The organism is Nonomuraea sp. NPDC050540 (genome assembly GCF_044457485.1).
Classification (GTDB): domain Bacteria; phylum Actinomycetota; class Actinomycetes; order Streptosporangiales; family Streptosporangiaceae; genus Nonomuraea.
In genome coordinates, this window is sequence record NZ_JBITHA010000036.1 from 1 (window position 1) to 24,047 (window position 24,047).

Consider the following 24,047-nt stretch of genomic DNA (forward strand, 5'->3'; position numbering starts at 1 on the left):
TGCTTCTTGGTCGTTGGACCATTTACCGGAGACCTCGTCGTATGTCGATCACTTCCATGCGACCAGCCTCAAGGCCTTTTGAAACACGCCTTAGAGGCCGTCCACACCATCGCCGCGTCGAAACCGCGGAGTCGATGACGCGACTCTGGATCAGCGGTGGAGTAGCCTGATCTTCGCAATGCTTCAGGCGTGTAGGCACATGCCCTGAGGTACATGTCGTGTAGGGTGCGTCTCGGATACGTCCAGGTCGAAGTAGTCCAGGAACTCGACTCTGGGCATGGACGCAGATTCGCGGGTGTGCGCCCACGCGAGTGCTTCTATCTGGTCGGCAACTCGCTGGGCGGTTCTCTGACGTCCCGACGGCTCGCCGTGCTCACCTGACCCTGCCTCGCGGCCTGATGCGGGCAAGGGCGTACTGACGTGCGACCCGTCGAGCGGCTCTCAGCGGGTCGATGGCCGGATGCCAGGCATAGATGGCGCGGTGGTTTCTGTCATTCCACATGGTGCGCCACCAGGAGCGATGGCCGTCGCACCGCACGATCAGGTTGGTGTCGATGAAGGCACATGCCAGCTCATAGCCGGCGTACACTTCGGCGGTGATCCCCTCGCGTTTCAAGGCTTGCCCGAGCGCCCTCATGGCAACAAAGTTCAGAAGCGTCTTCTACACGGCCGGTTACGTCAACGCCCCTGCTCAGGCCGCACACTCGCCGTCAACCGACCGACGCGCAGCCATCTCGGGCAGGGCCTGAACGAACAACGCGCAGTCTGGGGCATCATTCGCCCGCGCTCGACGAACCCGGCGCCGAGCTCGTTGACGTCCGCTCGTAGGTACGGCATGGCGTCGGAAGGAGCGATGGCCGTGAGAGCGTCCTTGACGCCTGCTACAGAATGCTGCACTCGCGCCCACTCGCGGACGTAGGCGGTCGATCTCGCACCACACGGCCTTGCCTGCATCGGTAACGCGCGCCGTAGCGGTCGGCATGGCTGTGCACGAGCTGCATGCCGTACCCGAACGTGGCCAGATCCTCGGGCACGCGCCAGACCGGAAGGTTGCGCGTCGGGATCGCGCAGCTCGATGCGCAGGAGTACACGTGGCATAGATAGCCAGGAGCCGTACCGGTAAGGCTTCGTTGCTCCATCAGATGGCATGGCGGATCGCGGTGCCGACCAGTTCGGCAGTGATCAATGCCGCAGGTTCAACGAGATCTGGAAGGCGCCATAGGAGGTAAAGATCCGATATGCAGTGCCGCGCCGTACGCGACGACTCGGAGGTGAGTGGCAGCAGGTAGGAGCGTCTGGTCGCCGTCCGGTAGCTGCGAGTACGCGTCAGGCGCACGGTCTTAGCGCTCGAGGAGACGCCTCAAGTTGGAGGCGGGGCCAACATACTTTGTCGGGCACCTCGCCAGCAAGGCTACTTCCACGTCTCCAGAGCGTCGCTTACTGAAGGGGCGTTCTTCGCCAGTGTCGTCCGCCAGTCAAGGCGACGGCGGTGCTGAAGGTGGCCGATGAAGACGATCCGCGCCACCCCAAGTTCGGCAGCCGTCTGATTGACCCAAGGCGCACTGATACGGGCTGGGAGATCGGGGACGCCGTGCGGGAACGCCAATCTCGTGGCCTCACTGTCCGCGTTCGTTTCCCGCTCTGTCTCGTTGTCCCTAGTGTCATCGAGCCCTTCCACGATGAGGTTCTCGGCGTCGACATGCTCAAGTAGAATGTGCGCGATTTCGTGAAGCAGGGTGAACAGGACTTTGTCGAGCCTTTTGCCGCGGCCGGACAAGCCAATGACTGGATACCCGTCGACTAGCATCGCGCATCCATCCATCTTGGCGCCCGGAAACGATTCGACATATATCAGCCGCACACCGACCGTGCTGAAGCGGTCAGGCAGGTCTTGGAAGTCGACGGCCGACTTGAGTGTGCTCGAAAGAGTCCTAGCGAGCTCCCTTAGGCGGTTCGCAGAGTAGCTCTCTTTCGGGGGAAGCTTGCGGGCTTCTCTTCTGATGCACGCAACCCAGGCCCGCTGTAGCAAGCTGATGTCTTCGCAGCTGTTAGCGCGCCTCGCTGCCGCTGCGAATCCAGGCTCGTCATCAAGCGAGTTCAACTCGAACAGTTCCTTCACCTCGGTTTCGAGGGAATCCAGGGTTGTGCTGGTGAGGAGGCCGCGTTTCTTCAGCAGCAGAATCGGGCCTTTATCGTTTAGGCGGGCGCGTCGGCGCACCTCGTCTAGCTTGACCTTGGCGTTCTCGTTCTTAAACTGCTCGGCGAGCAGGTACTGGTCCTGAAGGTTAAGCCAAAACTCGGCCGTGCTGTCCAGGGCGGCGCCGATCTGCGCCGCTGACTCCCTAGTGATCTCCTTCTTGCCAGTGACGATCTCGGAGACGAACTGGGTAGGACGATCTAGAACCGCAGCGAAGTCGGCTTGAGACCAGCCTCTGGCCTCCAACTCCCTCCCGAGGAGCTCACCGACCGGCACCTGGGCGATCGGTAGCGGGTCGTGTGGACGGTTACTCATCGCGAGGTTTCCATCTCTGGAGTCAAAAGGTCGAAGACCACGGCGCCGTGGCTCTCAGCGTTCTTGAACGTCAGGTTGATAACGCGCCCGGAACTCAACGTCGCCCGCGCCCTGTGTGGGTCGCCGGTGTCATCGGGTTGGATGCGCAGCGTACGGAAGTTCCGCAGGTCGGTGTCGAGTCGAGCTGCCCGCGCACACTGAACGAGGACTCGAAAATCCGAGACCTCTTGGGCGCTCCAGCCTCTGGGCCGAAACGCGAGATCCGTGGCCAGGTGACGCAGCTCCTCATCCATAAACTCCCGGTCCACGTATCTGCTCTCCATCACCCATCGGCTGATGATGCACCCATCCACTTCGAGTGGATGTTACAAGCCTCCCGTGGCCAAGGTCGTAGACACGCCGCGCGAATAGCTCGCCGACATGACATCACCCATAGGGTGATGGGCATGATGCTAGAGTGTTACCTGGGTTCACTCGGACACCGTCGTTGGGGTCGGAAGGGACGTCGACGGCATCACTGGTTGGAGGGGAAGACATGACCGAGATGGTCAAGAAGGTGGCCGCTCGGCGGCCGGAGCCCGTGCGGATCAGATGAACCACCAGTCCGTCATCCTGCCGGATCGCGCGACGACGGGCATGGGTGCAAGCTCGAGGCGATTGGGCAGGGGGTGCTCATCCTGCCGAATTTCGTGCTGTCTGTCCGGCGAGGCAGCCACTTCGTCCACGTCGACGAATCCACCGGCCAGCCGCCTGGATCCTTCACCGCCCTCGCGCCGGCGGACGCGACCGCATCCTCGGCAGGCCACGCCGCGACTGCGAGTTCCGCCATCTGCACGGAGAACTCGGCCGCAGACACTCCAGCGCGCATACCGCCGCTCGAAGGTTCGTAGATGCGTGGCCTCCATCATCGGAGATCTGACGACGGACCACCCTTCCCGCGATTGTCAACAGCGCATCCGCACCGCAGCCCGGCCGGTAAGTGCCGATCGGGCGCGTTTTCCACCGAACCAAGCAACAAAGGAGCGACTCATGGGCCACACCGAGGAAACCCTCAACGACGTCCGAAGCCAGATCGATGCACATTCCGAGCCGCTGGCCGAAGCCCGTGACCGGCTGGCGCTGGTCCGCGCCGAAGCGATCGCCTTCCGTGGTGCGCTGCGCACCTACGCTAGCGGTTCGCTCCCCCAGCACACATTCATCCACCCTGTCAGCGACGGCGACGGCGGTGTCGTCCTCGACCGCAGGTTCTACCTCAACCTCGGCCCAGACGGCAGCGGTGAAGCTCCACAGAAGGTGGCTGACGAGATGTGCGCGCTTCTCGGTCCCGCCGTGCGCGAGGTCTATCCGAAGGCTCGGTGTTCGACGTCCAAGCGGGGGCCGAAGCTCTGCTTCGGAGAGCCCGTAGACGGCCAGGACCCGACGGTGGACATGGTCGTTGCGCTGACCCGGAAGGATGGCGAGGGATTGTGGATCCCCAATCTGCACACCAACAAGTGGGAGGCCTCCCACCCCGAGCTTCATGTCGAGCTGTTCACGTCGGGCGCAGAGTCCCTGCGCCGGACCCGCCGTCGTGTGATCAGGCTCCTCAAGGCATGGAACAAGCAGTACAACCAGCCGGGATTCTCGTCCCACAACCTGTCGGTGTGGGCCTGGGAGTTCGTCGAGCCCAGCATGGGTATGGCCGTGGCGCTCAGCGCTGTCTTTTCTGAGGCCGCCTCACGGGTCGAACACGGGGCAACCACTATCGACCCTGCGAAGGTGTCCAAGAATGTGCGTCTGCTGATCCCCCGCGAAACCGCCGCCCGGCGGCTTCGCAAAGCCGCGAACGGCCTCAGCGCAGCTCTGGAACGCGACGACGACATCGACGTCGTCCTCTCTGCCCTGTCCGGTGTCTACTGGAACTACCTCACCGATCCTTCCCCGAGCAGCCTGGTCAGCAAGGCCGCCATCCTCCGTCGGCCACAGTCCATCAGTACCGCCACGTTGGGTCTTGGCGGAATTGCCTCCACGGTGGCCCCGACCCGCGCTTTCGGCGAACTGAAGTCTGTATGACCAGGAGCCCCCGACGGCGGAGGCCGGCCTGGTACACCAAGCCGGCCCCCCGTCTCCTCTTCCAGTACCGACTCACCAGCTGTGGCCAGCGGACATGGGCCATTTCTCCACCTCGTCAACAGCGCGGCGGATACGCCCTCAAGGTTCGCCTATGCGTAGAAGACCTACTTGAACAGACGATCACCATCGCATTCAGCCGGACCAGTCCGGAGGTGCCCCATGTCTACGCCAGCAATTCAGCTCCGTCACCGCACCGTTACCGGGATGGCTCGCTATGCATGTGGTTCCCCGGCGACCCACCAGAACAGCGATGGACCCGCCGCGACGGACCCGTAGCACTCCTGGGCCACGTCGTGGCGCATCTACTCCGAGAAGAATGGTGGCGCCAGACGGGAGAATGGCCCGGCCTCGAAGCGCTCCACGAACAGAACGAGATCCCTTCATCTGGGGCAGAGGCCTCAGCGGCCTGACTTTTGGACGTGCGACACCCAACAAGATCACAATAGGTCTTGGCCAGGCGAAGCCCGGTCAACGGCTGCGCGCTCGCGTGGTATCGAGGCCAATGCTAGCCTCATCGCGGCAACACACATCTCCCGCGCATTATCGATTTCAGTTCTGTTGTAAGCAGCGCCAAGATTCACACCCGAATCTTCAGTGATCGGCGGGAGCAGCCAGGCTTCCTTCATCTGCAGGCCAGCCTGTTTCTTAGCGGCACGTATGAGCTGGTCATAGAAGGACGCGACACTCGGAGCTTCAATCTGTAGCCATCCCTGATGGAACGCCATTCGCGATTGAACCCGACTGATCTCCTCGGTCAACGCGTGCCGAGCCTCCTCCAAAGACCTCCGCCTACGAACCCTGTACGGCAACTCCGCATACTCCTCAATCACCGACAGCGCGTCCGCAAAGACCTTGGCCTGCCGCTCCCGGCGCGCGGCCCGCTGGCTCAACGCGTACGTCAGCGCAGCCGTCATCGTCGTACCCAGAATCGCTATGGTCGCCGCGATCAGCACCGCCGTCTGCGCCCACGACCAATCCGCGCCTGCAACTCTCCAGACCACACAGCCATCATGAGCGACCGGCAGGCTGTACGGAACCCACAGAAATGAGCGCCCGGTTGCCAAACCGTCCGGTCGGCGACTTCAGGACAACACGGGCATTGTGACGGACGGAGTCGCCACATATGAAGTATCTGATCATGTCCCTCTCCGACATGGAGCTCAGGCCGAGGAGGGCAATGGATGGCACTGCTGCGACACTTATGCGGAGGGTACTCATGAACCACTACTCGCTCACTCTCCGGCGGTTACTGAAGGGGTATTGTCTCTCAGTCATTCCATCGAGACGATGCGCACGAGATCATCGATGTATACCACCGTCTGGAATCCTTTAGATCTAAACGGCTGTCGTTACTGCCGCTTGGCTTCTGCTTCTCGGGCCTTGGCTGCCCTGCGGTACGGGTCCGCTTGCCATCGAGGAGGCCGGGGTTCTCGCGTCCGCCATACAACGCAGGACTACAGCAGCGAACGCGAGCCACAGCACTCGAAACGGGCCCCTATCGCATGCTTGACCAGGAAGGCAAGCCCGCGAGGAGGGGTATTCCGTTCACTCGCAATGAAGAGGTCAGTCGAGCCAACCGGTCTAACGGCGGTTGGCCCTGTCCCGGAGTTCAATCTTGTCACGAAGTGCTGTCACCTGCGGCGCCGAGTTCGAGTAAGCGACGATTAGGTCCAGGTAGTCGAGGTTGGGGCCGCCGTTGGGTGTGGTGGCGGTGGCTCGGATGACGTTGGAACCCGCGTTCAGGGGCAGCGTGAGCGTCTTCGTCTGCCAGGTGGTCCACGCGCCGGTGCCGGGGAAGTCGTGCACCGTGCCGGCCACGTTCATGCGGCGGTTGGCGGTGGTGCCGTTGGCGTAGCGCAGGCGGACCGTGGCCGGGCCCGTCGTGGCGGCGGTGACGGTGAACTCGACATAGCCACCGGTGGCGTTGTCGTAGTTGACGAACCCGGTGCCCGAGTATCCGGCGTGGTTGGACTCGACCACGCCACGCGAGATCACCGCGTTCTCGGCCTCGTGGCGGCCCTGCGGCGGGGTGCTCGCCCACGAGACCTGGGGCGAGCGGTAGAAGCCGACGCCCATGACCGCCCAGCGCGGCGCCTGCGCGCCCAGGCGGGCGCGGAAGGCGGTCCAGCTGTGCGTCGACCAGGGCGACCAGCCCAGCTCGGCGATGGCGGGCAGGCGCGGGAAGGCCATGTACTCGATGTGCTCCTCGGTGACCAGCGTCTCGGTCCACAGCGGCGCCTCGACGCCGAGCACGGCGGAGGCGGGCACGCCGCTGAGGTGGCTGCCGGGGTTCCACTCATAGGCGGTCTTCACCTCGATGAGCGCCGCCCAGTCCTGCCCGAGCGGCGTCGAGGCGGTGTACTTCATGTCCAGGTACGCCTTGTTGGCCGGAGACATGATCACCTTGGCGCCCTTGGCCACGGCGTTCGTGATCAGGGAGTCCGACGTCGTCGTCCCCCAGTACTGGGCCACCCGGCCGGGAGAGTGCTGCACCGCCGGCGCGCCGATCTGGTGCCAGCCCACGACCGCCTTGCCGCGCCCGGCCACCATCGGCTGCACCCGGTTCATGAACGTCGCGTACTGCGCGTCCGGCGTCGCGTCCGCCTCGTCGCCCCCGATGTGCAGGTACGGCCCCGGCGTCAGCTCGGCCAGCTCCCTGACGAGGTCGGCCACGAAGGTGTAGGTGACCTCCTTCGTGGCGCACAGCGAGCTGAAGCCCACGCCCGTCCCGGTGTACAGCGGCGGCGCGACGCCATCGCAGTTGAGCTCGGCGTAGGAGGCCAGCGCGGCGTTGGTGTGGCCGGGGACGTCGATCTCCGGCACGACCGTGATGTGCCGCTGGGCGGCGTAGGCGACGATCTCCCGGTACTGGGCCTTGGTGTAGTAGCCGCCGGGCCCGCCGCCGACCTGGGTGCTGCCGCCGTACGTCGCCAGGCGCGGCCAGGAGTCGACGACGATGCGCCAGCCCTGGTCGTCGGACAGGTGCAGATGCAGATAGTTGATCTTGTAGAGCGCGATCCTGTCGATGTGCCGCTTGACGGTGGCGACCGGGTGGAAGTGCCGGGCGACGTCGAGCATGGTGCCCCGGTAGGCGAAGCGGGGATGGTCCACGATGCGCCCGCCCGGCACCGTCCACGGCCCCGGCCGCACGCTCGCGCTCTCCACCTGGGGCGGCAGGAGTTGCCGCAGCGTCTGCACGCCGTTGAACAGCCCCGCCGCCGTCCGCGCCCGGATCGTGACGCCGCTCGTGGCGACGTCGAGCTGGTAGCCCTGCTCGCCGACGCTCGGGTCCGCGCCGGACAGCAGCAGCGACACGCTGCCCTGGCCGCCGCTGCGCAGCGGCAGCGCGTACCCCGTGGAAGGCCGTAGCAGCCCCGCGAGGTAGCCGCCCACGCCCGCGTCGTCGCTGGCGATCGTCGCGTCCGCGGCCAGCGTGTACGGCGTGGCCGCGGCCTGGACCGACACCGGCGCCGGGATCACGTCCCCGAGCGCCTGGGCCGCGCTCACCGAGGCGACCAGGCCGCCCGCTCCGGCGGAACCGGTCGGCAACGTCCCCAGCGCGGCCAGCAGCACCCCCGCCAGCAGGGTGCGCGTGGCCAGCGTGCCGATCCTGGAACGGCCCATGACGGTCCTCCGCGGATGCTCCCGGTTAATTGTTAGTAAGCTTTACTTCCCCGAGTCGTCCGGTCAAGACACGAACCCGCGCCCGGCACGGTCGGCCCGCAGCGCGTCCAGCCGCTCGAAGTCCATGACCCGCACACCGGCGCCCCGGGCGTAGTACTCCGCCGGCCGCGCCGGATACGGATCGGCGAACCCCGTCACCCCCGCGCACGGCGCCCCGTGGTAGCTGGCGCCGTGCTGCCAGTCGCTCACCGCCACGTACGTCATGAACTCATACGCCCTGGCCACGCTCATGTGCTGCCACAGCGCCCGCGAGGGGTCCGGCGAGTCCCACTGCGTCACCGAGAAGGCCGGCACCAGCACCGCGTCCACCGGCGCGGCCAGCCGGGCCGAGTACCACAGGTCCGCGCACACCAGCACCCGCACCCGCCGCCCCGCCAGCTCGAACGTCTGCGACGGCCGCCCCGGCAGCACCCCCGCCCGATGCTCGACCCCGTAGGGATGCGCCTTCTCGTACTCGGCCACGACCCGCCCGGCCGGATCGGCCACCACACCCCGGTTGACGCTCCCGCCCTCGACGGCGTCGTAGTGCGACCCGCCCACCACGTACGCCCCCGCCCGCCGCGCCAGCCCGGACACCCGCTCCAGATACTCCGCCCTCGGTAACCGCGACCCGGCCAGTTCCGGCAGCACCACCAGGTCGCTCTCCTCCAGCAGCTCGTCCGCGGCGTCGAAGTTGTCGTGCCCGTCGGGCGACCAGGCGGCGGGCGCGATCATCAAGACCTTCACCCCGTCATCGTCGCAGCCACCCACACCACGGGTGCCGCGGGGTGGCGTCTGGGAAGCTGGGCGCATGACGGAATTTCAGGAAGTGGTACGGCGACGGCGCATGGTCCGCAACTACGACCCCGGCCGCCCCGTTCCGGCCGAGATCCGCGAGCGCATCCTCGGCAACGCGCTGCACGCGCCCTCCGCCGGGTTCAGCCAGGGCTGGGCGTTCCTGGTGCTGGAGGAGCCGCAGGACATCGAGCGGTTCTGGAAGCTGTCCAGCGACGAGGCCGACGAATGGGGCAAGGGGCTGCGCCGCGCCCCGCTCCTGATCATCCCGCTCTCGCACAAGCAGGCCTACCTCGACCGCTACGCCGCCCCCGACAAGGGCTGGACGGACAAGGACGAGAACCGCTGGCCGGTGCCGTACTGGGACATCGACACCGGCATGGCCTCTCTGCTCATGCTTCTCACCGCCGTGGACGAGGGACTCGGCGCCTGCTTCTTCGGGGTCCCGCCGGGTGAGCGGACGGCGCTGCTGAAGGAGTCGTTCGGCGTGCCCGACGCGTACACCCCGATCGGTGTGATCAGCGTCGGCTACCGGGCACAGGACAAGGCCTCGCCGTCCCTGAAGCGCGGTCGCAAGCCCACCGGCGAGGTGGTGCACCGCGGCGCCTGGGGCCGCCACTGACCCCGGTGCCCTCCCCGGGCCCGCCCGGGGAGGGCACCGGAGAGTTTTCAGCGCTTACGGCGGCGCTTCACGAGCGCCCGGATGGTCAGCAGCAGCACGACGGCCACGATCTGGCCGCCGAGCACGATGCGGTTGACGTCGACGACCGGCTGCCAGCGCACCTCGCCGTCCTTGATCACGAAGACGCCCGCCGGGGCGGCCCCGAAGCCGAAGCCCCCGCCGGAGCCCTGGCCGGGGTGCTCGCCGCCCTCGGAGGTGCCGGATCCGCCGCCCCCGCCCTGGCCGACCTTGGCGACGGGGATGACGGTGACGTCGCCGTGCCGGACCGGCTCGCCGAAGACCCGCTTGACGGTCGCCGCGTCCTTCGTCCTCTCCACCAGTTCCATGATGTCCATCCGCCCAGACTCTCACCCGGTCGCGGAAGGTCAATCGAAGGTGGTGGAGATCTCGTGCCAGCGCACCATGCCGGCCGCCGCCGCGGGACCCCACGTGCCCTTCTCGTACGGCAGCGGCGCCTGCGGCAGGTCGAGCACCGGCTGCACGATCCGCCACGACTCCTCGGCCAGGTCGAAGCGGACGAAGCGCCGGGGGTCACCCGACACCGCGTCGGTGAGGATGCGCTGGTAGGCGGCCTCCATGGGCCCGAGCACCTTGGTGAAGTCGACGCTCACCGGCACCTGCCGGGTGGCGTCGCGGCCCGGCTCCTTGGCCAGCAGGTCGAAGGTGACTCCCGCGTCGGGCTGCAGCCGGAACCTGATCAGGTTGGGCTTGACCTCGCCGTGGAACAGCGTGACCGGCGGCATGCGCAGCTCGGCGACGATCTCCAGGTCGGTGGTGGGCAGCGCCTTGCCGGAGCGGATGTAGAAGGGCACGCCGGCCCAGCGCCAGTTGTCGATGGCGGCGCGCATGGCCACGAACGTCTCGGTGGTGGAGCCGGGGCGCACGCCTTCGGTGGCGAGGTAGCCGGTGTACTGGCCGCGTACGACGTCGGCGGGCTGGATGTCCTGCACGGCGCGCAGCACGCGCCACTTCTCGTCGATGAGCGCGCGGGCGTCCTTCGAGGGCGGCGCGTCCATCGCGAGGATGGCCAGCAGTTGCATCAGGTGGTTCTGGACGACGTCGCGGATGGTGCCGTTGGCGTCGTAGAAGGCGCCGCGGTCGGACACGTCGAAGCTCTCGGCCATGGTGATCTGGACGTTGCGCACGTAGTTGCGGTTCCAGATGGGCTCGAGCAGCATGTTGCCGAGCCGGAAGACGAGCAGGTCCTCCACCGGCTCCTTGCCGAGGAAGTGGTCGACGCGGCGCAGGTGGTCCTCGTCGAAGTACTTGAGCAGCTCGGCGTTGAGCTCACGGGCCGAGGCCTGGTCGTGGCCGAACGGCTTCTCCACCACGAGCCGCGCGTCGCGGTGGAGCCCGACGCCGGCCAGGCCCTGCGCGACGGCGCCGAACAGCGCCGGCGGCACCGCCAGGTAGTGCACGAGGAAGCCCGCGCCGTCCACCTCGTCGCGGATGGCCGCGAACGTGGACTCCTCGCGGTAGTCGCCCGCCACCAGCCGCAGGTTGCCGGCGAACTTCTCGAAGGCCGCGTCGCTCGCCCCGCCGCAGGCCCGGCGGGCCCGCTCGCGCAGGCCCGCCAGGTCGAGGTCGGTCTTGGCGACGCCGACGATGGGCAGGTCGAGCACCCCGTCGGCGGTCAGCCGGTAGAGCGCGGGCAGCAACATCTTGTAGGCCAGATCACCGGTGATCCCGAACAGGACCATCGCGCCCGCACGCGTCATGTCAAATGCGCCTTCCTCTAAGTTCCCGGTACTTCTTTACCAGCTGGGCGGTGGAAGCGTCGGGGAACGCCACAGGCGGCTCCTCCGAGGTCAGAAGGGGCTCCAGGCCGAGCGCCATCTTCTTGCCCAGCTCGACGCCCCACTGGTCGAAGGAGTCGACGCCCCAGATGACGCCCTCGACGAAGACGACGTGCTCGTAGAGGGCGACGAGCTGACCGAGGGTGTACGGGGTGAGCTTCGGCGCCAGGATCGTCGAGGTGGGGCGGTTGCCCGGCATCACCTTGTGCGGGACGACCTCGGCCGCGGTGCCCTCCGCGGCGATCTCCTCGGCGGTCTTGCCGAAGGCCAGCGCGGTGGTCTGGGCCAGGAGGTTGGCCGTGAGGATGTCGTGCATGCCCGCGGCGTCCTCGAACGGCTCGGCGAAGCCGATGAAGTCGGCGGGCACGAGCCGGGTTCCCTGGTGCAGGAGCTGGTAGAAGGCGTGCTGGCCGTTGGTGCCCGGCTCGCCCCAGAAGATCTCGCCGGTGTCGGTGGTGACCGGCGTGCCGTCGGCGCGCACGGACTTGCCGTTGGACTCCATCGTCAGCTGCTGCAGGTAGGCGGGGAAGCGGTGCAGCCGCTGGCTGTAGGGCAGCACGGCCCGGGTCTGGGCGTCGAAGAAGTCGTTGTACCAGATGCCGAGCAGCCCCATCAGCACCGGCATGTTCCGCTCGAACGGCGCGGTGCGGAAGTGCTCGTCGATCGCGTGGAAGCCGGCCAGCATCTCGCGGAAGCGCTCGGGCCCGACCGCGATCATCAGTGACAGGCCGATGGCGCCGTCGTAGGAGTAGCGGCCGCCGACCCAGTCCCAGAAGCCGAACATGTTGGCGGTGTCGATGCCGAACTCGGCCACCTTCTCCGCGTTGGTGGAGACGGCCACGAAGTGCTTGCCGACCGCGTCCTCGCCCAGTGCCGAGACCAGCCAGTCGCGCGCCACGCGGGCGTTGGTCAGCGTCTCCAGCGTCGTGAACGTCTTCGAGCTGATCACGAACAGCGTCGTGGCCGGGTCCAGGCCGCGCAGGTTGCCGTGGATGTCGGCCGGGTCGATGTTGGAGACGAACCGGGCCGTGATCCCGGCGTCGGCGTAGTCCTTCAGCGCCTCGTAGGCCATCGCCGGGCCCAGGTCGGAACCGCCGATGCCGATGTTGACCACGGTGGCGATGGGCTCGCCGCTCGCGCCGCGCCACTCCTTCGCGCGCACCCGGCCGGCGAAGGCGCTCATCTTGTCCAGGACGGCGTGCACGTCGGCCACCACGTCCTGGCCGTCGACCACCAGCTCCGCGTCCGCGGGCAGGCGCAGCGCCGTGTGCAGCACCGCCCGGTCCTCGCTCACGTTGATGTGCTCGCCGCGGAACATCGCCTCGACGCGCTCGCTCAGCCCGGCGCGCTCGGCCAGCCGTAGCAGGAGGTCGAAGGTCTCGTCGGTGGCGCGGTGCTTGGAGTAGTCGAGGTAGAGGTCGCCGGCGCTCACGCTCAGCCTCTCCGCCCGGCCCGGGTCGGCCGCGAACAGCTCGCGCAGGGTGGTGCCCGCGATCTCCTCGTGGTGCTTGGCCAGTGCCGTCCACTCCTGGCTCTGGGTGATGTCGCCGCTGTTCATGTGTCCTCCTCGGGCCGTCAAACCGATCACATCGTCCCGTAACGCCGTACCCAGCCTGACCATTTCCGCGCATGGCGCAGAAGACTCTTTGCCGTGCTCAGTGCGACTCCCTGGCCACGGACGAGCCACTCGAACCGGTGAGGAAGTCCAGGTCGCAGCCCCGGTCGGCCTGCAGGACGTGCTCCACGTAGAGCTTCTCCCAGCCTCTGGCCGGGCGGGCGAAACCGGTCGTGACCGGCTCGCGGGCGGCCAGGTCGGCGTCGGGCACGTCCACCCGCAGCGTCCTGCCCGGCACGTCGAGCACGATCGGGTTGCCGGTCCTGACCCTGGCCAGCGGCCCGTCCGCGGCGGCCTCGGGCGCGACGTGCAGCACGACGGTGCCGTAGGCGGTGCCGCTCATCCGCGCGTCGCTGACGCGCACCATGTCGCGCACGCCCTTGGCCAGCAGTCTGGCGGGCAGCGGCAGGTTGCCGACCTCCGGCATGCCCGGGTAACCCTTGGGGCCGCAGCCGCGCAGCACCAGCACGGAGTCCTCGTCGGCGTCCACGGTGTCCAGGCGCGTGTGCAGGTCCTCGACGCTGTCGAAGACGATCGCCCGGCCGCGGTGGCGCAGCAGTTCCGGCGAGGCGGCCGCGGGCTTGATCACCGCGCCGTCCGGGGCCAGGTTGCCGCGCAGCACGGCGATGCCCGCGTCGGGCAGCAGCGGGTCGGTGCGCGGCCGGATCACGCCCGCGTCCCAGATCGGCGCGTCGCCGAGGTGGTCGGTGAGCGGGCGTCCGGTGACGGTGCGGGCCGCTGGGTCGAGAAGGTCCTCCACCTGATGGAGTACGGCCCGCAGCCCACCCGCCCTGAACAGGTCGTCCATGAGGTGCCGCCCGGCCGGCCGCAGGTCGGCCAGCAGCGGCACCCCGGCGCCGGTCCGGTCGAAGTCGTCGAGGCTCAGCTCCACGCCGAGCCGCCCGGCGATGGCCAGCAGGTGCACGACCGCGTTGGTGGAGCCGCCGATCGCGGCCAGGGTGACGATCGCGTTGAGGAAGGAGGGGCGGGTCATGACCGTACTGGGCCGCCGGTCCTCCCGGACCAGCTCGGCCGCCAGCGCGCCGCTCGCGTGCGCGCGTTCGAGCAGGCGGCTGTCGGCGGCGGGGGTGCCCGCGGTGCCCGGGATGGTCATGCCGAGCGCCTCGGCCACGCAGGCCATCGTCGAGGCGGTGCCCATGGTGTTGCAGTGCCCGCGGCTGCGGATCATGGAGGACTCGGACTCCAGGAACGACGCGCGGGTCAGCGTGCCGGCCCGCACCTCCTCGCTGAGCCGCCACACGTCGGTGCCGCAGCCCAGCGGCACGCCCTGGAAGTGGCCGGTCAGCATCGGCCCGCCGGGCACGACCAGCGCGGGCAGGTCCACGGAGGCGGCGGCCATGAGCAGCGAGGGGATCGTCTTGTCACAACCGCCGAGCAGCACGACGCCGTCCACGGGGTTGGCGCGCAGCATCTCCTCGGTGGCCATGGCGGCGAGGTTGCGCCAGAGCATGGCCGTGGGGCGGACGTTGGTCTCGCCGAGCGAGACGACGGGCAGGTTCAGCGGTACGCCTCCGGCCGCCCAGATGCCGGCGGCGACGCTCTTGGCCACCTCGTCGAAGTGGGCGTTGCAGGGGGTGAGGTCGGAGGCGGTGTTGGCGATGGCGATCTGGGGGCGTTCGAAGGCGTCGGCCGGGGTGCCGCGCCGCATCCAGGCGCGATGGATGTAGGAGTTTCTGTCGTCGCCTGCGTACCACCGAGCACTGCGGAGAGGCATCCCGGCAGCTTAGCGCCCACATGATCGGGATATATAAGACATATCCCCCCTTAAGGGGAGGTATGTGATGCGCCGGTTCATCCTGTTCGTGGCTTCGCTGGCCGCCGCCGCACCGCTGTCGTTGTTCGCCCTGGCGCCCGCGTCCGCCGCCTCGTCGTGCGTGTACGAGGTGGCGCCGCCGTACCCGGCCAACCTGTGGATCAGGTCGGGTCCTGGCACGCAGTACGAGCGCGTGGGCGCGGTGCGTTACGGCGAGACCGTCGAGGGCTCCTGCGGAGGCGGCCGCGCCTGGATGCGCGTGTGGACCGGCGACTCCGAAGGCTGGGCCTACGGCCCGTACCTGGAGCCGGTCGACTACGACTACTAGAGCGCCTCCAGGACCGTCGCGTTGGCCAGCCCGCCCGCCTCGCACATCGTCTGCAGGCCGTAGCGGGCGCCGCGCTCGCGCATGGCCCCGACCAGGGTCGTCATGATGCGGGCGCCGCCGGCCCCGAGGGGGTGGCCCAGCGCGATCGCGCCGCCCTTCACGTTGACCTTGGCCGGGTCGGCGCCGGTCTCCTGCTGCCAGGCCAGCACCACGCTCGCGAACGCCTCGTTGACCTCGAACAGGTCGATGTCGTCCAGGCGCAGCCCGGCCCTGCGCAGCACCTTGCCGGTGGCCGGGATGACGCCCGTGAGCATGAGCAGCGGATCGGAGCCGGTCACGGCGAAGGAGTGCAGCCTGGCCAGTGGGCGCAGGCCCAGGCGGGCGGCGTTCTCGCTCGTGGTGATGAGCAGGGCGGCGGCGCCGTCGTTGATCGGGCTGGAGTTGCCCGCGGTGACCGACCAGTCGATCTGCGGGAAGCGCTCGGCGTGGCCGGGGTCGGCGAAGGCGGGCTTCAGTCCGGCCAGGATCTCGGTCGTGGTGGCGGGCCGTACCGACTCGTCGTGGGCGAGGCCGGCGATCGGGGCGAGCTCGGCGGTGAAGTCGGCGGCGGCGGCCTTGGCGTGGGAGACGGCGGAGAAGGCGTCCATCTGCTCGCGGCCGAGCGACCACTTGGCGGCGATCAGCTCGGCGCTGACGCCCTGGGGCACCAGGCCGCCGGGGAACCGCCCGGCCACGCCGGGGCCGAACGGGTCCTTGCCCGGCGGCACGTTCGACCACATCGGCACCCGGCTCATCGACTCCACGCCGCAGGCCACCACCAGGTCGTAGGCGCCGGCGATGACGCCCTGGGCGGCGAAGTGCACGGCCTGCTGGGACGAGCCGCACTGGCGGTCCACCGTCACGGCGGGAACCGAGTCGGGGAAACCCGCCGACAGCCAGGCGTGGCGGGTGGTGTTCATGGCCTGCTCGCCGACCTGGTCGACGGTCCCGCCGATCACGTCGTCGACCAGCGCGGGGTCCACTCCCGAGCGCTCCACCAGGGTACGCAGCGTGTGGGCGAGCAACTCGACCGGATGGACCCCGGCCAGGGCGCCGTCCGGCTTGCCCTTGCCAATGGGGGTGCGCACGGCCTGCACGATGACGGCGTCACGCATGGAGCCCTCCCGCTGTTAGTTGGAAAACTGGACTTACTGTAGACCGGGTTCGTCTGGTTTTCCAACGCACTGCCGTACCCTGGGATGATGACGACGGCACGGCCCTGCACGATCGCCGACGCCCTCGCGGTGGTCGGCGAGAAGTACTCCCTGCTCATCCTGCGCGAGGTCTTCTTCGGCGTGCGCCGCTTCGACGCGATGGCGCGCAACATCGGCGCGCCCCGCGACATCCTGACCGCGCGGCTCAAGCGCCTGGTCGAGGCCGGGCTGCTGGAGAAGGTCGCCTACAGCGAGCGCCCGCCGCGCTACGAGTACCGGCCGACGGCGGCCGGGGTGGAGCTGCAGGGCGTGCTGCACCTGCTGCGCCAGTGGGGCGACCGGCACCTGCCCGGCAGCCCGCCGGTCGTCTTCTCGCACACCTGCGGGCAGGAGCTCGACCCGGTCGTGACCTGCCGGGGCTGCGGGGAGAGCGTGGCGCCGGGCTCGCTGACGGCGGACTTCAGGGCGCCCGGATGGGGCGCGTCCGGCGCCCGCTGACCCCCGCCGGAACGGGCCGGAACTCCGAGCGGCCGTCCGGACCGGCCGTGCTCGCCCAGACCGCCGAGGACCTGGCGCTCGACCTGTTCACGCCGGCCGTCGTCACTACGCTGACGGCGGATCCGCGCCCGGCGTAACGCCTGTCCCGGCCGTCCGCCCCGCCAGTAGCGTCGGGCGCATCATGATCGAGCTCCTCAAGGACGGCACCTACCTGCGCTACTGGCTGGCGGTGGTCATCTCCTTCCTCGGTGACGCGATGACCCGCGTCACGCTGATCTTCCTGGCCGGCCGGCTGACCGACAGCCCGGTCGTCATCTCGCTGGTCGTGCTGTCACAGCTGCTGCCCTCCGGGGTGCTCGGCGCCTTCGTCGGCCCGCTGGCCGACCGGCTGCCCACCCGGACGCTGCTCATCGGCGCCGACCTGGCCCGGGTCCCCGTCGTGCTCGCCATGATCCCCGCGCTCGACTCGATGGGGCTGCTGCTCGCGCTCATCCTGCTCGAAGGCGTCGGCAAGGCGTTCTTCGAGACCGCCAGGATCACCGCCATCCCGAGGGTCGTCGGCGGACACGACATCGCCTCGGCGGTGGCGTTGTTCCAGAGCACCAACCAGACGGTCCACATGATCGGGCCCGCGCTCGGCGGCCTGCTCGTCGCCCTGGGCAGCGTGCCGGTCGTGCTGGGGCTCAACGCCGCGACCTTCGTGGTCTCGGCCGTGCTGCTGGGCAGCCTCGGCGTGCTGTGCGAAGGGCCGGTCGCGCGGGCCGCGGCGGAGCCGTACTGGCAGGCGCTGCGGGCCGGGGTCAGCGGCGTGCTCGCCATCCCGTCCCTGCGCTTCCTGCTCGCCTTCCTCGTCCCCGTCACGCTCGTGACCGGCCTGTTCACCACCGGCTTCAACGCCCAGCTCCTCACCGTCTTCGACCTTCAGGCCATGGAGTACGGCACCGCCCAGGCCCTGTTCGCCGGCGGCTCGATCGCCGGAGCGCTCCTCGGGCCCGCCCTGATCCGTCGCTACGGCTCGACGCCCCGGACGCTGGTGGCCACCGTCACCCTGTTCGGCCTGGCCCTGCTCACCCCCGCACTCCTCGGCGGCAGCCCCGGGCTTGCCGCGATCGCCGGCTGGTGCCTGGTCGTCGGCCTCTTCGCCAGCCTCTTCCAGGTGCCGCTGGCCAACACCATGCTCAGCGACCTGCCCGAGGAACTGCGGGGCAGAGGCGTGGGGCTGCTCAACACGGTCATGGTCAACTTCATGCTGGGCGGGGTGGCGCTGGGCGGGCCCGCGGCGAGCGCGTTCGGGGTGGCCGGGTCGCTGGTCGCCTCGGGGGTCGTGCTGCTGATCGCCTGCGCGGCGTTCCTGCCCGCCGCCCTGCGGGCCCGGCCCGCCGTACCCCGGGAGGGCTGAGATACCTTGACCGCCGTGACGGAACCCCTCCTCGACCTCGTCCGCCCGCACCCCGTGCCTCACGCCGGCTCCGAGGGCGGCGCCGCGCTCCGGCTGGTCGTGCGGGTGCCCTGCTGGGCCGGCCGCCTGGGCCTCGGGGGAGTGGCGGAGATGGAGGCGGCCGTCCCCGCGTACGGGAGACTGGGATGATGATCGACCTGCTGACGGCCGCGCCGGGGCCCGAGTTCCACATTCCCGGCTCCACACTGCCGGTCCGCCTGGCCCGTCTGCACGGCGCCACGTCCGTGGTCCGCTTCCCGGCCGGGTGGGAACGCCGCCCGCGCGGCCACTATCTGGCGGGGGAGGAGTTCGTCATCCTGGCGGGCGCCCTTCACGTCTCCGGCGTCACCTACGCGCCCGGCCACCACGCCTGGCTGCCCGCCGGCACGCTCCGCCACGACTCCGCCGCCCCGGAAGGCGCGGTGGCGCTGGCGCGCTTCGCCGGCCCGCCCACGTGGGTGCCGAGCCTTCTGGACGAGGCCGACGGTCCCACGGTGCGCACGCCGCTGGAGAGCGTGGTCATCCCGCCGGGCGGGCTGGCGCTCTCGCCGCTGTCGTGGCTGCGGGACTCCCCGGTGCCGCTGCAGGGGAGCGCGGAGATCGTCACGGTGGGCACGTGGACGTGGCAGCTGTCAGCTTTCATGCCCGAGGGACGGGTGCTGGTCCGCGCCTGAGCCGTGGAGCCCCAGCGCGTGGCGGAGGAGGGCGCGGATCTCGGAGTAGGGGATCGGGTTCTCTTCGAGCAGGACCCCGGCGCAGACGCCGTCCGACGCCGCGACCAGGGAGCGGATGAGGATCGGGTCGTCGGTGTACTGGCGGGCCACCTCGGCGACCGTGGCCCGCCAGTGCCCGGCGACGGGGCGCAGCGCCGGGCGGCGGGTCGCCAGCAGGGTCAGCTCGCGTTCGGCCAGCGCGCGGGCGCGGCCGGGGCCCGCCGCGTCGGAGATGAGCTGGGCCAGGCCGTCCACGCCGTCGCGGCCGTCGTCGATGATGGCGCGCAGCTGGCGGGCGTACTCGCCGGAGGCCGCGGTCAGCGCCGCGACCAGCAGGTCGTCGAGCGTGGCGAAGTAGTAGAGCGCCAGGCTCGGCGGCGCGCCCGCCTCGGCCGCGACCGAGCGATGCGTCACCCCGGCGACGCCCTCGCGCTCGATCACCCGGAGCGTGGCCTCGATGATCTCCCGCCGGCGCCGCTCTCCTCTGGCCTTGCGCCCGTCCGTGCCGGCCACGGCCTCGTTCAATGCCGTCCTCCCGTGTTAATTGAACGTGCGTACAACAAGTTACCGTAGGCTGGTCCCCATGGAAAACGTGATCATTGAACCCCAGACCGGCCGGGCGCTTGAGGTGGCGCGCGGCAGCCTGATCGAGGTCGTCGACCTGGAAGGCCGTCAGGTCGGTGACATGTGGGCCGTCGACGGCGCCGCTCCGCACCGCTGGCTGTCCACGGCCCACACCCGCGACCGGCTGGAGCGCCTGTTCCCGAAGACCGGCGAGGCGTTCAGAGACCAGGCCGGCGAGCCCATGCTCGAACTGGTCGCCGACACCTCGCCGGGCCCGCACGACATGCTCTACCCGCCGTGCAACGCCCCGTTGTACGAGGCCGAGGGGCTGTTCGGGCACCCCAACTGCCACGACAACTTCCTGGGCGCGGTGTCGGCGGCGGGCCTGTCGCTGCCGGTCGTGCCCGATCCGGTCAACCTCTTCCAGAACTCCCCGCCGCGGCCCGACGGCTCCCTGCCCGTCGGCACGGCGGCCTCGAAGGCGGGTGACAGCGTCACCTTCCGCGCGCTGCGGGACCTGTGGTTCGTGCTCACCTCGTGCTCGGTGGACAACTGGCCGACCAACGACTACGTCTGCACGCCGCTGGCCGTACGGGTCACTCGCTGATCGGCGGGCCGATCGGCTCGGTGTAGCAGAAGAAGACGATCGGACGGCGCTCGGCCGGATCGTCCCCGGCGTTCTCGCCCAGCGACTGGTAGCGCATCACCAGGTCGTCGAGTTCTTCGTCGAAGCGGCTCAGCTCCCGCGCGGTCAGCCGCATCGGGCCCTTGCGGGCGAGGGTCGAGGCGTCCTGCCACTCGGGGGGCCAGGTGTGCATGCCGTTCACCCACTCCCGCATCCGCTCGGCCGTGGCGTCGATGAGCTGGAGCATCGTGGCCCGCGAGGCGACGCGGCCGACCGGGTCGTCGGCGAACTCCGAGGGCGTCATCGACACGCTCTCGGTCGGCACCAGGCGCCACCAGCGCTCGCGCCGATCGCGCGCCAGCTCGGGCACCTCCGTCACCAGCCCGTGCAGCGCGAGCTGGCGCATGTGGTAGCTGACGACGCCCACGGGCTGGGTGAGCCGCTCGGCGAGCATGCCGACCGTGGCCGGGCCCGCCTCGTGCACCAGCAGGAGCAGCCGCATCCGCAGGGGGTGGCTGAGCGCCTTGAGCGTGCCGGCGTCCTTGGGACCTAGGTGGCGGCGAGCCTGTTCCATGCCGTCACCCTACTGGAAAGGTTGTACAAGGATTCTTGTACAACTATTGTCGTCGACTGTGCAGCCGTTGAGAAAGAACCTCCGCTTCCAGCTGTTCTGGCTGGGCTCGGCCGCCTCGGGACTGGGCTCGACCCTCACCCTGCTGGCCTACCCCCTGCTGGTCCTGGCGCTGACCGGCTCACCGGGCCAGGCCGGGCTGATCAGCGCGGTCAGCCTGGCGAGCGGGATGCTCTTCGCGCTGCCCGCCGGCGTGCTCGTGGACCGCTGGGACCGGCGCCGCGTCCTGCTGGGCGCCGACCTCGTCCGCGCCGCCACGATGGCGAGCGTCGCGCTGGCCGCCGTGAGCGACAGCCTGGTCCTGCCGCACCTGGTGGCGGTGGCCATCGTGAACGGCGCCGCCGGCGCGATCTTCGAACCCGCCCACGCCGCCTCCCTGCGGACCCTGGTGCACAAGGAGCAGCTGCCCGGCGCCTACGCCCAGGAACAGACCCGCCAGCACGCCGCCGAACTGGCCGGGCCCCCGCTCGGCGGCCTCCTGTTCGCCGTCGGGCGGGCGTTGCCCTTCGTCGTCGACGCGCTCACCTACGTGGTCTCCTTCGTCTGCGTGGCGCTCGTGCGCGTACCCCGGCGGCCGGAGGAGCAGGCCCCGCGCCAGAGCATGTACCAGGGGATCGCCGAAGCCGTCCGCTGGATGTGGGAGCGCCGCCTGCTGCGCGCCGTCTGCGGCCTCGTCCTGGCGGTCAACCTGGCGTTCAACGCGACCACGATCCCGCTGATCGTCCTGGTCGGCGCCCCGGAACAGGTCGGCGTCGTCATGGCAGCCCTGGGCGTCGGCGGCCTGATCGGCGCCGCGATCTCCGGCCGCCTCATCAGGTCGCTGCCCACCGGCGCGCTCATGCTGGCCGGGTGCTGGTTCCTCACGGTCGCCCTGCCGTTGATGGTGCTGCCGCTCGGCTGGTACTGGCCCGCGAGCGTCCTGTTCGTCACCGGCCTGGTCGCGCCGGCGCTGAACATCGCGCTGGTGGTCGAGGTCGCCAGATCCGTCCCCGACCACATGCAGGGCCGCGTCCAGTCGCTGCTCAACGTCGCCACCATGGGCGTCACGCCGCTGGCCCCGCTGCTCGGGGGAGTCCTCACGCAGTACGCCGGGCCCGTCACGGCCATCCTCGTGATCTGCGGCTACCTCGCCGTCTGCTGCGCCGTGGCCACCCTCTCCCCGACTCTCCGCCGCACCCCGGCCATGACCGAGTGACCACCCCGCGGCGCGGCCCCCGGCCTCACCGCCCCGGCCATGACCGCGCCGCCCACGTGCCCAGGGGCGGCACGGGCGCCCGGAGCCCGTGGTGGTGATCCCCGGGACACGGTGCATGGGGGTCACCATGCCCCGGGGGAGCTGGGCGGGAGCCGTACCGGCTAGGAGACCGTGACGCCGAGCAGATGTCCGAGGCCGAACGTGACCGATGCGGCCGCGACGCCCAGGGCGAGCTGGCGCAGGCCGCCCAGCCACCACGGCCGGGCCGTCATCCGCGCCACCACCGCCCCGAACCCGAACAACCCCAGCAGGCTCAGCACCACCGCCACCACCATTCCGGAAGCCCCGAACAGGAACGGCGCCAACGGCACCAGCGCCCCCACCGCGAACGCGCCGAACGACGAGGCCGCGGCCAGGTACGGCGAGGGAAGATCGTCAGGATCCACGCCGAGTTCCTCACGAACATGGACGCGCAGGGCCTGCTCCGGGTTGACCGACAGCCCGGCGGCCACCTTGGCGGCCAGATCGGGTGCGAGGCCGCGGGCACGGTAGAGGGCGGCGAGCTCGGCCTGCTCGCCTTCCGGGTCGCGGGCCAGCTCACGGCGCTCCACGGCGATCTCGGCACGCATCAGCTCGGTCTGGGACTTCACCGACGTGTACTCGCCCGCCGCCATCGAGCACGCCCCCGCGACCAGGCCCGCGAACCCGGCCAGCACCGCCCCACGCCCGGCCCCCGCCGCGCCGACCACTCCGGCGATCAGCGCGAAGTTGGACACCAGCCCGTCCATCGCCCCGAACACCGCCGGTCGCAACCACCCGCCGGTGACATCGCGGTGGTGACGATGTCTCTCTGGTGAGTACGGCGCGGCCAGCTCGACAGTCATGATTTCCTCCACATGATGACACCTTGTCGCCAAATCTAGGCATATTTCAGGAAGATCCGCAACGAAGGGGAGGCTAGCCTGACCTGCGGGAAGACCTGATGGTGACACCATGACGCGAACATCTTCCCGAAAACCGGCACACGCGGCGCACGGAAGGGGAAGACCGCGAGCCCGCGACGCCGGGTGCAACCCGCAGGACTTTCGGGGCGCGGAGAGGCGGTCACGGGGCTGCCTGGCCCGGAAGCGAGCTCGCCCCCATCGCGCGATACGGCGATGAGGGCGAAGGCGCGTCGAGCGGGCCCGGGGCCGCCGAGGGGCGGGCCCGGGGGCGTGGGGGTGGGTCAGGCCGGGGCGGGGATGGCGTGGAGGTGGGGGCCGGGGGTGGGGGTGGGGATGAGGCGGCGGCAGTCCGCTATGGCCGACTCCAGCAACGTTCGCAGCACCTGGTCGGGATGGGGGATGCACGCCTGCACGATCCCCACCACCGACAACTGCACCGCGTTCGGCGCCGCGTACCGGCGGAAGCCCTTTTCGGTGATCCGCGCTGCCCGGCTGAACCTGCGTGCCTCGCGCGCCGTCTGCGGGACCTGGTCCATGGCCCGCCGGCTCGCGGCCGACAGCTGACCGGCCGGCCGCCCGTCGAGCCGGGCGAGCATCTCCTCGGCGGCCAGTACGGAGACGGCCAGCGCGAGCTGGCGTTCCGCGGCGGCCACGGGCAGGGCGGTGGTCGCGCAGCGCAGGGCGATCGTGGCGTCGACCCGCAGGTCGTCGCTGGACAGCCCGATGATGGACGGGACGAGTTCGGCGAGGCCGTTGCGGTTCTCGTCGCCGGTGTTGTCGTTGACGAGCCGGGCGAGCGCGGCCAGCAGCGGGTGCGTGCAGGCCGGATGGTCGCTCCAGCGCTCTCCTGCCAGGTAGGAAGCCAGTTCCATGAAGCACGCGCCGCGTTTCGGATTGCGGTGCCTGCCTCGCGACAGAACCGGCATGTGGTCGAGGTGGTTGTCCACGGATGCTCCACTACTCCACGTT

Annotated in this window: 25 protein-coding genes; 10 read left to right on the top strand and 15 right to left on the bottom strand. The window is 69.6% G+C overall.

Going from position 1 to position 24,047, the window contains the following annotated elements; translation table 11 throughout:
* Positions 1-373: 373 nt before the first annotated feature.
* From ACIBI5_RS53100 to ACIBI5_RS53110, 3 genes are all read right to left on the bottom strand, one after another.
* A complete protein-coding gene (locus ACIBI5_RS53100; RefSeq protein ID WP_397259296.1) occupies positions 374-637 on the bottom strand; it encodes a hypothetical protein in 264 nt (87 codons plus the stop codon).
* Positions 638-1,411: 774 nt separating this feature from the next.
* Positions 1,412-2,512, bottom strand: coding sequence for a hypothetical protein (locus tag ACIBI5_RS53105; protein WP_397259298.1), 1,101 nt, complete (start codon positions 2,510-2,512; stop codon positions 1,412-1,414).
* Positions 2,509-2,820 (bottom strand): hypothetical protein, encoded by a 312-nt coding sequence (locus ACIBI5_RS53110; protein WP_397259300.1) that lies wholly within the window; start codon positions 2,818-2,820, stop codon positions 2,509-2,511. Before ACIBI5_RS53110 ends, ACIBI5_RS53105 begins: the two co-directional genes overlap by 4 nt.
* 721 nt (positions 2,821-3,541) lie before the next feature.
* Between ACIBI5_RS53110 and ACIBI5_RS53115 the strand changes: the two genes are divergently transcribed.
* Positions 3,542-4,564 (top strand): hypothetical protein, encoded by a 1,023-nt coding sequence (locus ACIBI5_RS53115; protein ID WP_397259302.1) that lies wholly within the window; start codon positions 3,542-3,544, stop codon positions 4,562-4,564.
* 497 nt (positions 4,565-5,061) lie between these two features.
* On the opposite strand, the gene ACIBI5_RS53120 is transcribed toward ACIBI5_RS53115, so the two are convergent.
* From ACIBI5_RS53120 to ACIBI5_RS53130, 3 genes are all read right to left on the bottom strand, one after another.
* Positions 5,062-5,625 carry a hypothetical protein gene (locus ACIBI5_RS53120; protein WP_397259304.1) on the bottom strand — a complete coding sequence of 188 codons (564 nt, stop codon included), beginning with the start codon at positions 5,623-5,625 and terminating at the stop codon, positions 5,062-5,064.
* Positions 5,626-6,205: 580 nt separating this feature from the next.
* A complete protein-coding gene (locus tag ACIBI5_RS53125; RefSeq protein WP_397259306.1) occupies positions 6,206-8,248 on the bottom strand; it encodes a family 20 glycosylhydrolase in 2,043 nt (680 codons plus the stop codon).
* A 63-nt stretch (positions 8,249-8,311) separates the two neighbouring features.
* The gene (locus tag ACIBI5_RS53130) at positions 8,312-9,034 is read right to left on the bottom strand and encodes a carbon-nitrogen hydrolase family protein (protein ID WP_397259309.1); all 723 of its coding nucleotides are present in this window, start codon (positions 9,032-9,034) and stop codon (positions 8,312-8,314) included.
* 64 nt (positions 9,035-9,098) lie between these two features.
* Between ACIBI5_RS53130 and ACIBI5_RS53135 the strand changes: the two genes are divergently transcribed.
* Positions 9,099-9,704 carry a nitroreductase family protein gene (locus ACIBI5_RS53135; protein ID WP_397259311.1) on the top strand — a complete coding sequence of 202 codons (606 nt, stop codon included), beginning with the start codon at positions 9,099-9,101 and terminating at the stop codon, positions 9,702-9,704.
* 47 nt (positions 9,705-9,751) lie between these two features.
* Here ACIBI5_RS53135 and ACIBI5_RS53140 read toward each other — a convergent pair whose 3' ends face one another.
* The 4 genes from ACIBI5_RS53140 to ACIBI5_RS53155 all read right to left on the bottom strand — a co-directional run bounded on the left by ACIBI5_RS53140 (position 9,752) and on the right by ACIBI5_RS53155 (position 14,910).
* Complete coding sequence (locus ACIBI5_RS53140) at positions 9,752-10,090, bottom strand: spore germination protein GerW family protein (RefSeq protein WP_397259369.1); 339 nt, start codon at positions 10,088-10,090, stop codon at positions 9,752-9,754.
* A gap of 39 nt (positions 10,091-10,129) precedes the next feature.
* A complete protein-coding gene (gene zwf, locus ACIBI5_RS53145) occupies positions 10,130-11,482 on the bottom strand; it encodes a glucose-6-phosphate dehydrogenase (protein ID WP_397259313.1) in 1,353 nt (450 codons plus the stop codon).
* 1 nt (position 11,483) lies between these two features.
* On the bottom strand, positions 11,484-13,118 hold the full coding sequence (gene pgi, locus ACIBI5_RS53150) for a glucose-6-phosphate isomerase (protein WP_397259315.1): 1,635 nt from the start codon (positions 13,116-13,118) through the stop codon (positions 11,484-11,486).
* Positions 13,119-13,215: 97 nt separating this feature from the next.
* Positions 13,216-14,910: an IlvD/Edd family dehydratase gene (locus tag ACIBI5_RS53155; protein ID WP_397259317.1), complete on the bottom strand. Its 1,695-nt coding sequence runs from the start codon at positions 14,908-14,910 to the stop codon at positions 13,216-13,218.
* Between the two features lie 67 nt (positions 14,911-14,977).
* Between ACIBI5_RS53155 and ACIBI5_RS53160 the strand changes: the two genes are divergently transcribed.
* Positions 14,978-15,277, top strand: a complete 300-nt coding sequence (locus ACIBI5_RS53160) for an SH3 domain-containing protein (RefSeq protein ID WP_397259319.1) — start codon at positions 14,978-14,980, stop codon at positions 15,275-15,277.
* Here the strand turns inward: ACIBI5_RS53160 and ACIBI5_RS53165 are convergent.
* Complete coding sequence (locus tag ACIBI5_RS53165; RefSeq protein WP_397259321.1) at positions 15,274-16,431, bottom strand: thiolase family protein; 1,158 nt, start codon at positions 16,429-16,431, stop codon at positions 15,274-15,276. The genes ACIBI5_RS53160 and ACIBI5_RS53165 overlap by 4 nt on opposite strands.
* A gap of 87 nt (positions 16,432-16,518) precedes the next feature.
* Here ACIBI5_RS53165 and ACIBI5_RS53170 point away from each other — a divergent pair, with 87 nt between their 5' ends.
* The 5 genes from ACIBI5_RS53170 to ACIBI5_RS53190 are packed head-to-tail and all read left to right on the top strand — an operon-like array spanning position 16,519 to position 19,080.
* Complete coding sequence (locus ACIBI5_RS53170; protein WP_397259323.1) at positions 16,519-16,968, top strand: winged helix-turn-helix transcriptional regulator; 450 nt, start codon at positions 16,519-16,521, stop codon at positions 16,966-16,968.
* Positions 16,944-17,105, top strand: a complete 162-nt coding sequence (locus tag ACIBI5_RS53175) for a hypothetical protein (RefSeq protein WP_397259325.1) — start codon at positions 16,944-16,946, stop codon at positions 17,103-17,105. The genes ACIBI5_RS53170 and ACIBI5_RS53175 overlap by 25 nt, the downstream gene beginning before the upstream one ends.
* Before the next feature lie 44 nt (positions 17,106-17,149).
* Positions 17,150-18,367, top strand: a complete 1,218-nt coding sequence (locus tag ACIBI5_RS53180) for an MFS transporter (RefSeq protein WP_397259327.1) — start codon at positions 17,150-17,152, stop codon at positions 18,365-18,367.
* Between the two features lie 15 nt (positions 18,368-18,382).
* On the top strand, positions 18,383-18,556 hold the full coding sequence (locus ACIBI5_RS53185) for a hypothetical protein (RefSeq protein WP_397259329.1): 174 nt from the start codon (positions 18,383-18,385) through the stop codon (positions 18,554-18,556).
* Entirely contained in the window at positions 18,553-19,080 is a 528-nt protein-coding gene (locus ACIBI5_RS53190; protein ID WP_397259331.1) for a hypothetical protein, read from the top strand. The genes ACIBI5_RS53185 and ACIBI5_RS53190 overlap by 4 nt, the downstream gene beginning before the upstream one ends.
* On the opposite strand, the gene ACIBI5_RS53195 is transcribed toward ACIBI5_RS53190, so the two are convergent.
* On the bottom strand, positions 19,039-19,644 hold the full coding sequence (locus ACIBI5_RS53195) for a TetR/AcrR family transcriptional regulator (protein WP_397259333.1): 606 nt from the start codon (positions 19,642-19,644) through the stop codon (positions 19,039-19,041). The genes ACIBI5_RS53190 and ACIBI5_RS53195 overlap by 42 nt on opposite strands.
* Positions 19,645-19,702: 58 nt before the next feature.
* Here ACIBI5_RS53195 and ACIBI5_RS53200 point away from each other — a divergent pair, with 58 nt between their 5' ends.
* A complete protein-coding gene (locus ACIBI5_RS53200; protein ID WP_397259335.1) occupies positions 19,703-20,290 on the top strand; it encodes a DUF1989 domain-containing protein in 588 nt (195 codons plus the stop codon).
* On the opposite strand, the gene ACIBI5_RS53205 is transcribed toward ACIBI5_RS53200, so the two are convergent.
* Positions 20,280-20,882 carry an ArsR/SmtB family transcription factor gene (locus tag ACIBI5_RS53205; protein ID WP_397259337.1) on the bottom strand — a complete coding sequence of 201 codons (603 nt, stop codon included), beginning with the start codon at positions 20,880-20,882 and terminating at the stop codon, positions 20,280-20,282. The two genes, ACIBI5_RS53200 and ACIBI5_RS53205, sit on opposite strands and share 11 nt — an antisense overlap.
* Here ACIBI5_RS53205 and ACIBI5_RS53210 point away from each other — a divergent pair.
* Complete coding sequence (locus ACIBI5_RS53210) at positions 20,881-22,134, top strand: MFS transporter (RefSeq protein ID WP_397259339.1); 1,254 nt, start codon at positions 20,881-20,883, stop codon at positions 22,132-22,134. The genes ACIBI5_RS53205 and ACIBI5_RS53210 overlap by 2 nt on opposite strands.
* A gap of 161 nt (positions 22,135-22,295) precedes the next feature.
* On the opposite strand, the gene ACIBI5_RS53215 is transcribed toward ACIBI5_RS53210, so the two are convergent.
* Together ACIBI5_RS53215 and ACIBI5_RS53220 are read right to left on the bottom strand one after the other, a co-directional pair.
* A complete protein-coding gene (locus ACIBI5_RS53215; protein ID WP_397259341.1) occupies positions 22,296-23,018 on the bottom strand; it encodes a VIT1/CCC1 transporter family protein in 723 nt (240 codons plus the stop codon).
* Between the two features lie 341 nt (positions 23,019-23,359).
* On the bottom strand, positions 23,360-24,025 hold the full coding sequence (locus tag ACIBI5_RS53220; RefSeq protein WP_397259343.1) for a hypothetical protein: 666 nt from the start codon (positions 24,023-24,025) through the stop codon (positions 23,360-23,362).
* Positions 24,026-24,047: the final 22 nt, after the last annotated feature.

What these genes read in the sequence shown, in the direction of transcription:
- ACIBI5_RS53105 (WP_397259298.1), bottom strand. Translation starts at nt 2,512, where the DNA reads ATGAGTAACCGTCCACACGACCCGCTACCGATCGCCCAGGTGCCGGTC.
- ACIBI5_RS53175 (WP_397259325.1), top strand. Translation starts at nt 16,944, where the DNA reads ATGGGGCGCGTCCGGCGCCCGCTGACCCCCGCCGGAACGGGCCGGAAC.
- ACIBI5_RS53140 (WP_397259369.1), bottom strand. Translation starts at nt 10,090, where the DNA reads ATGGAACTGGTGGAGAGGACGAAGGACGCGGCGACCGTCAAGCGGGTC.
- ACIBI5_RS53125 (WP_397259306.1), bottom strand. Translation starts at nt 8,248, where the DNA reads ATGGGCCGTTCCAGGATCGGCACGCTGGCCACGCGCACCCTGCTGGCG.
- ACIBI5_RS53215 (WP_397259341.1), bottom strand. Translation starts at nt 23,018, where the DNA reads ATGACTGTCGAGCTGGCCGCGCCGTACTCACCAGAGAGACATCGTCAC.
- ACIBI5_RS53160 (WP_397259319.1), top strand. Translation starts at nt 14,978, where the DNA reads ATGCGCCGGTTCATCCTGTTCGTGGCTTCGCTGGCCGCCGCCGCACCG.
- ACIBI5_RS53155 (WP_397259317.1), bottom strand. Translation starts at nt 14,910, where the DNA reads ATGCCTCTCCGCAGTGCTCGGTGGTACGCAGGCGACGACAGAAACTCC.
- ACIBI5_RS53135 (WP_397259311.1), top strand. Translation starts at nt 9,099, where the DNA reads ATGACGGAATTTCAGGAAGTGGTACGGCGACGGCGCATGGTCCGCAAC.
- ACIBI5_RS53165 (WP_397259321.1), bottom strand. Translation starts at nt 16,431, where the DNA reads ATGCGTGACGCCGTCATCGTGCAGGCCGTGCGCACCCCCATTGGCAAG.
- ACIBI5_RS53115 (WP_397259302.1), top strand. Translation starts at nt 3,542, where the DNA reads ATGGGCCACACCGAGGAAACCCTCAACGACGTCCGAAGCCAGATCGAT.
- ACIBI5_RS53205 (WP_397259337.1), bottom strand. Translation starts at nt 20,882, where the DNA reads ATGGAACAGGCTCGCCGCCACCTAGGTCCCAAGGACGCCGGCACGCTC.
- pgi (WP_397259315.1), bottom strand. Translation starts at nt 13,118, where the DNA reads ATGAACAGCGGCGACATCACCCAGAGCCAGGAGTGGACGGCACTGGCC.
- ACIBI5_RS53180 (WP_397259327.1), top strand. Translation starts at nt 17,150, where the DNA reads ATGATCGAGCTCCTCAAGGACGGCACCTACCTGCGCTACTGGCTGGCG.
- ACIBI5_RS53210 (WP_397259339.1), top strand. Translation starts at nt 20,881, where the DNA reads ATGCCGTCACCCTACTGGAAAGGTTGTACAAGGATTCTTGTACAACTA.
- ACIBI5_RS53100 (WP_397259296.1), bottom strand. Translation starts at nt 637, where the DNA reads ATGAGGGCGCTCGGGCAAGCCTTGAAACGCGAGGGGATCACCGCCGAA.
- ACIBI5_RS53170 (WP_397259323.1), top strand. Translation starts at nt 16,519, where the DNA reads ATGACGACGGCACGGCCCTGCACGATCGCCGACGCCCTCGCGGTGGTC.
- zwf (WP_397259313.1), bottom strand. Translation starts at nt 11,482, where the DNA reads ATGACGCGTGCGGGCGCGATGGTCCTGTTCGGGATCACCGGTGATCTG.
- ACIBI5_RS53190 (WP_397259331.1), top strand. Translation starts at nt 18,553, where the DNA reads ATGATGATCGACCTGCTGACGGCCGCGCCGGGGCCCGAGTTCCACATT.
- ACIBI5_RS53200 (WP_397259335.1), top strand. Translation starts at nt 19,703, where the DNA reads ATGGAAAACGTGATCATTGAACCCCAGACCGGCCGGGCGCTTGAGGTG.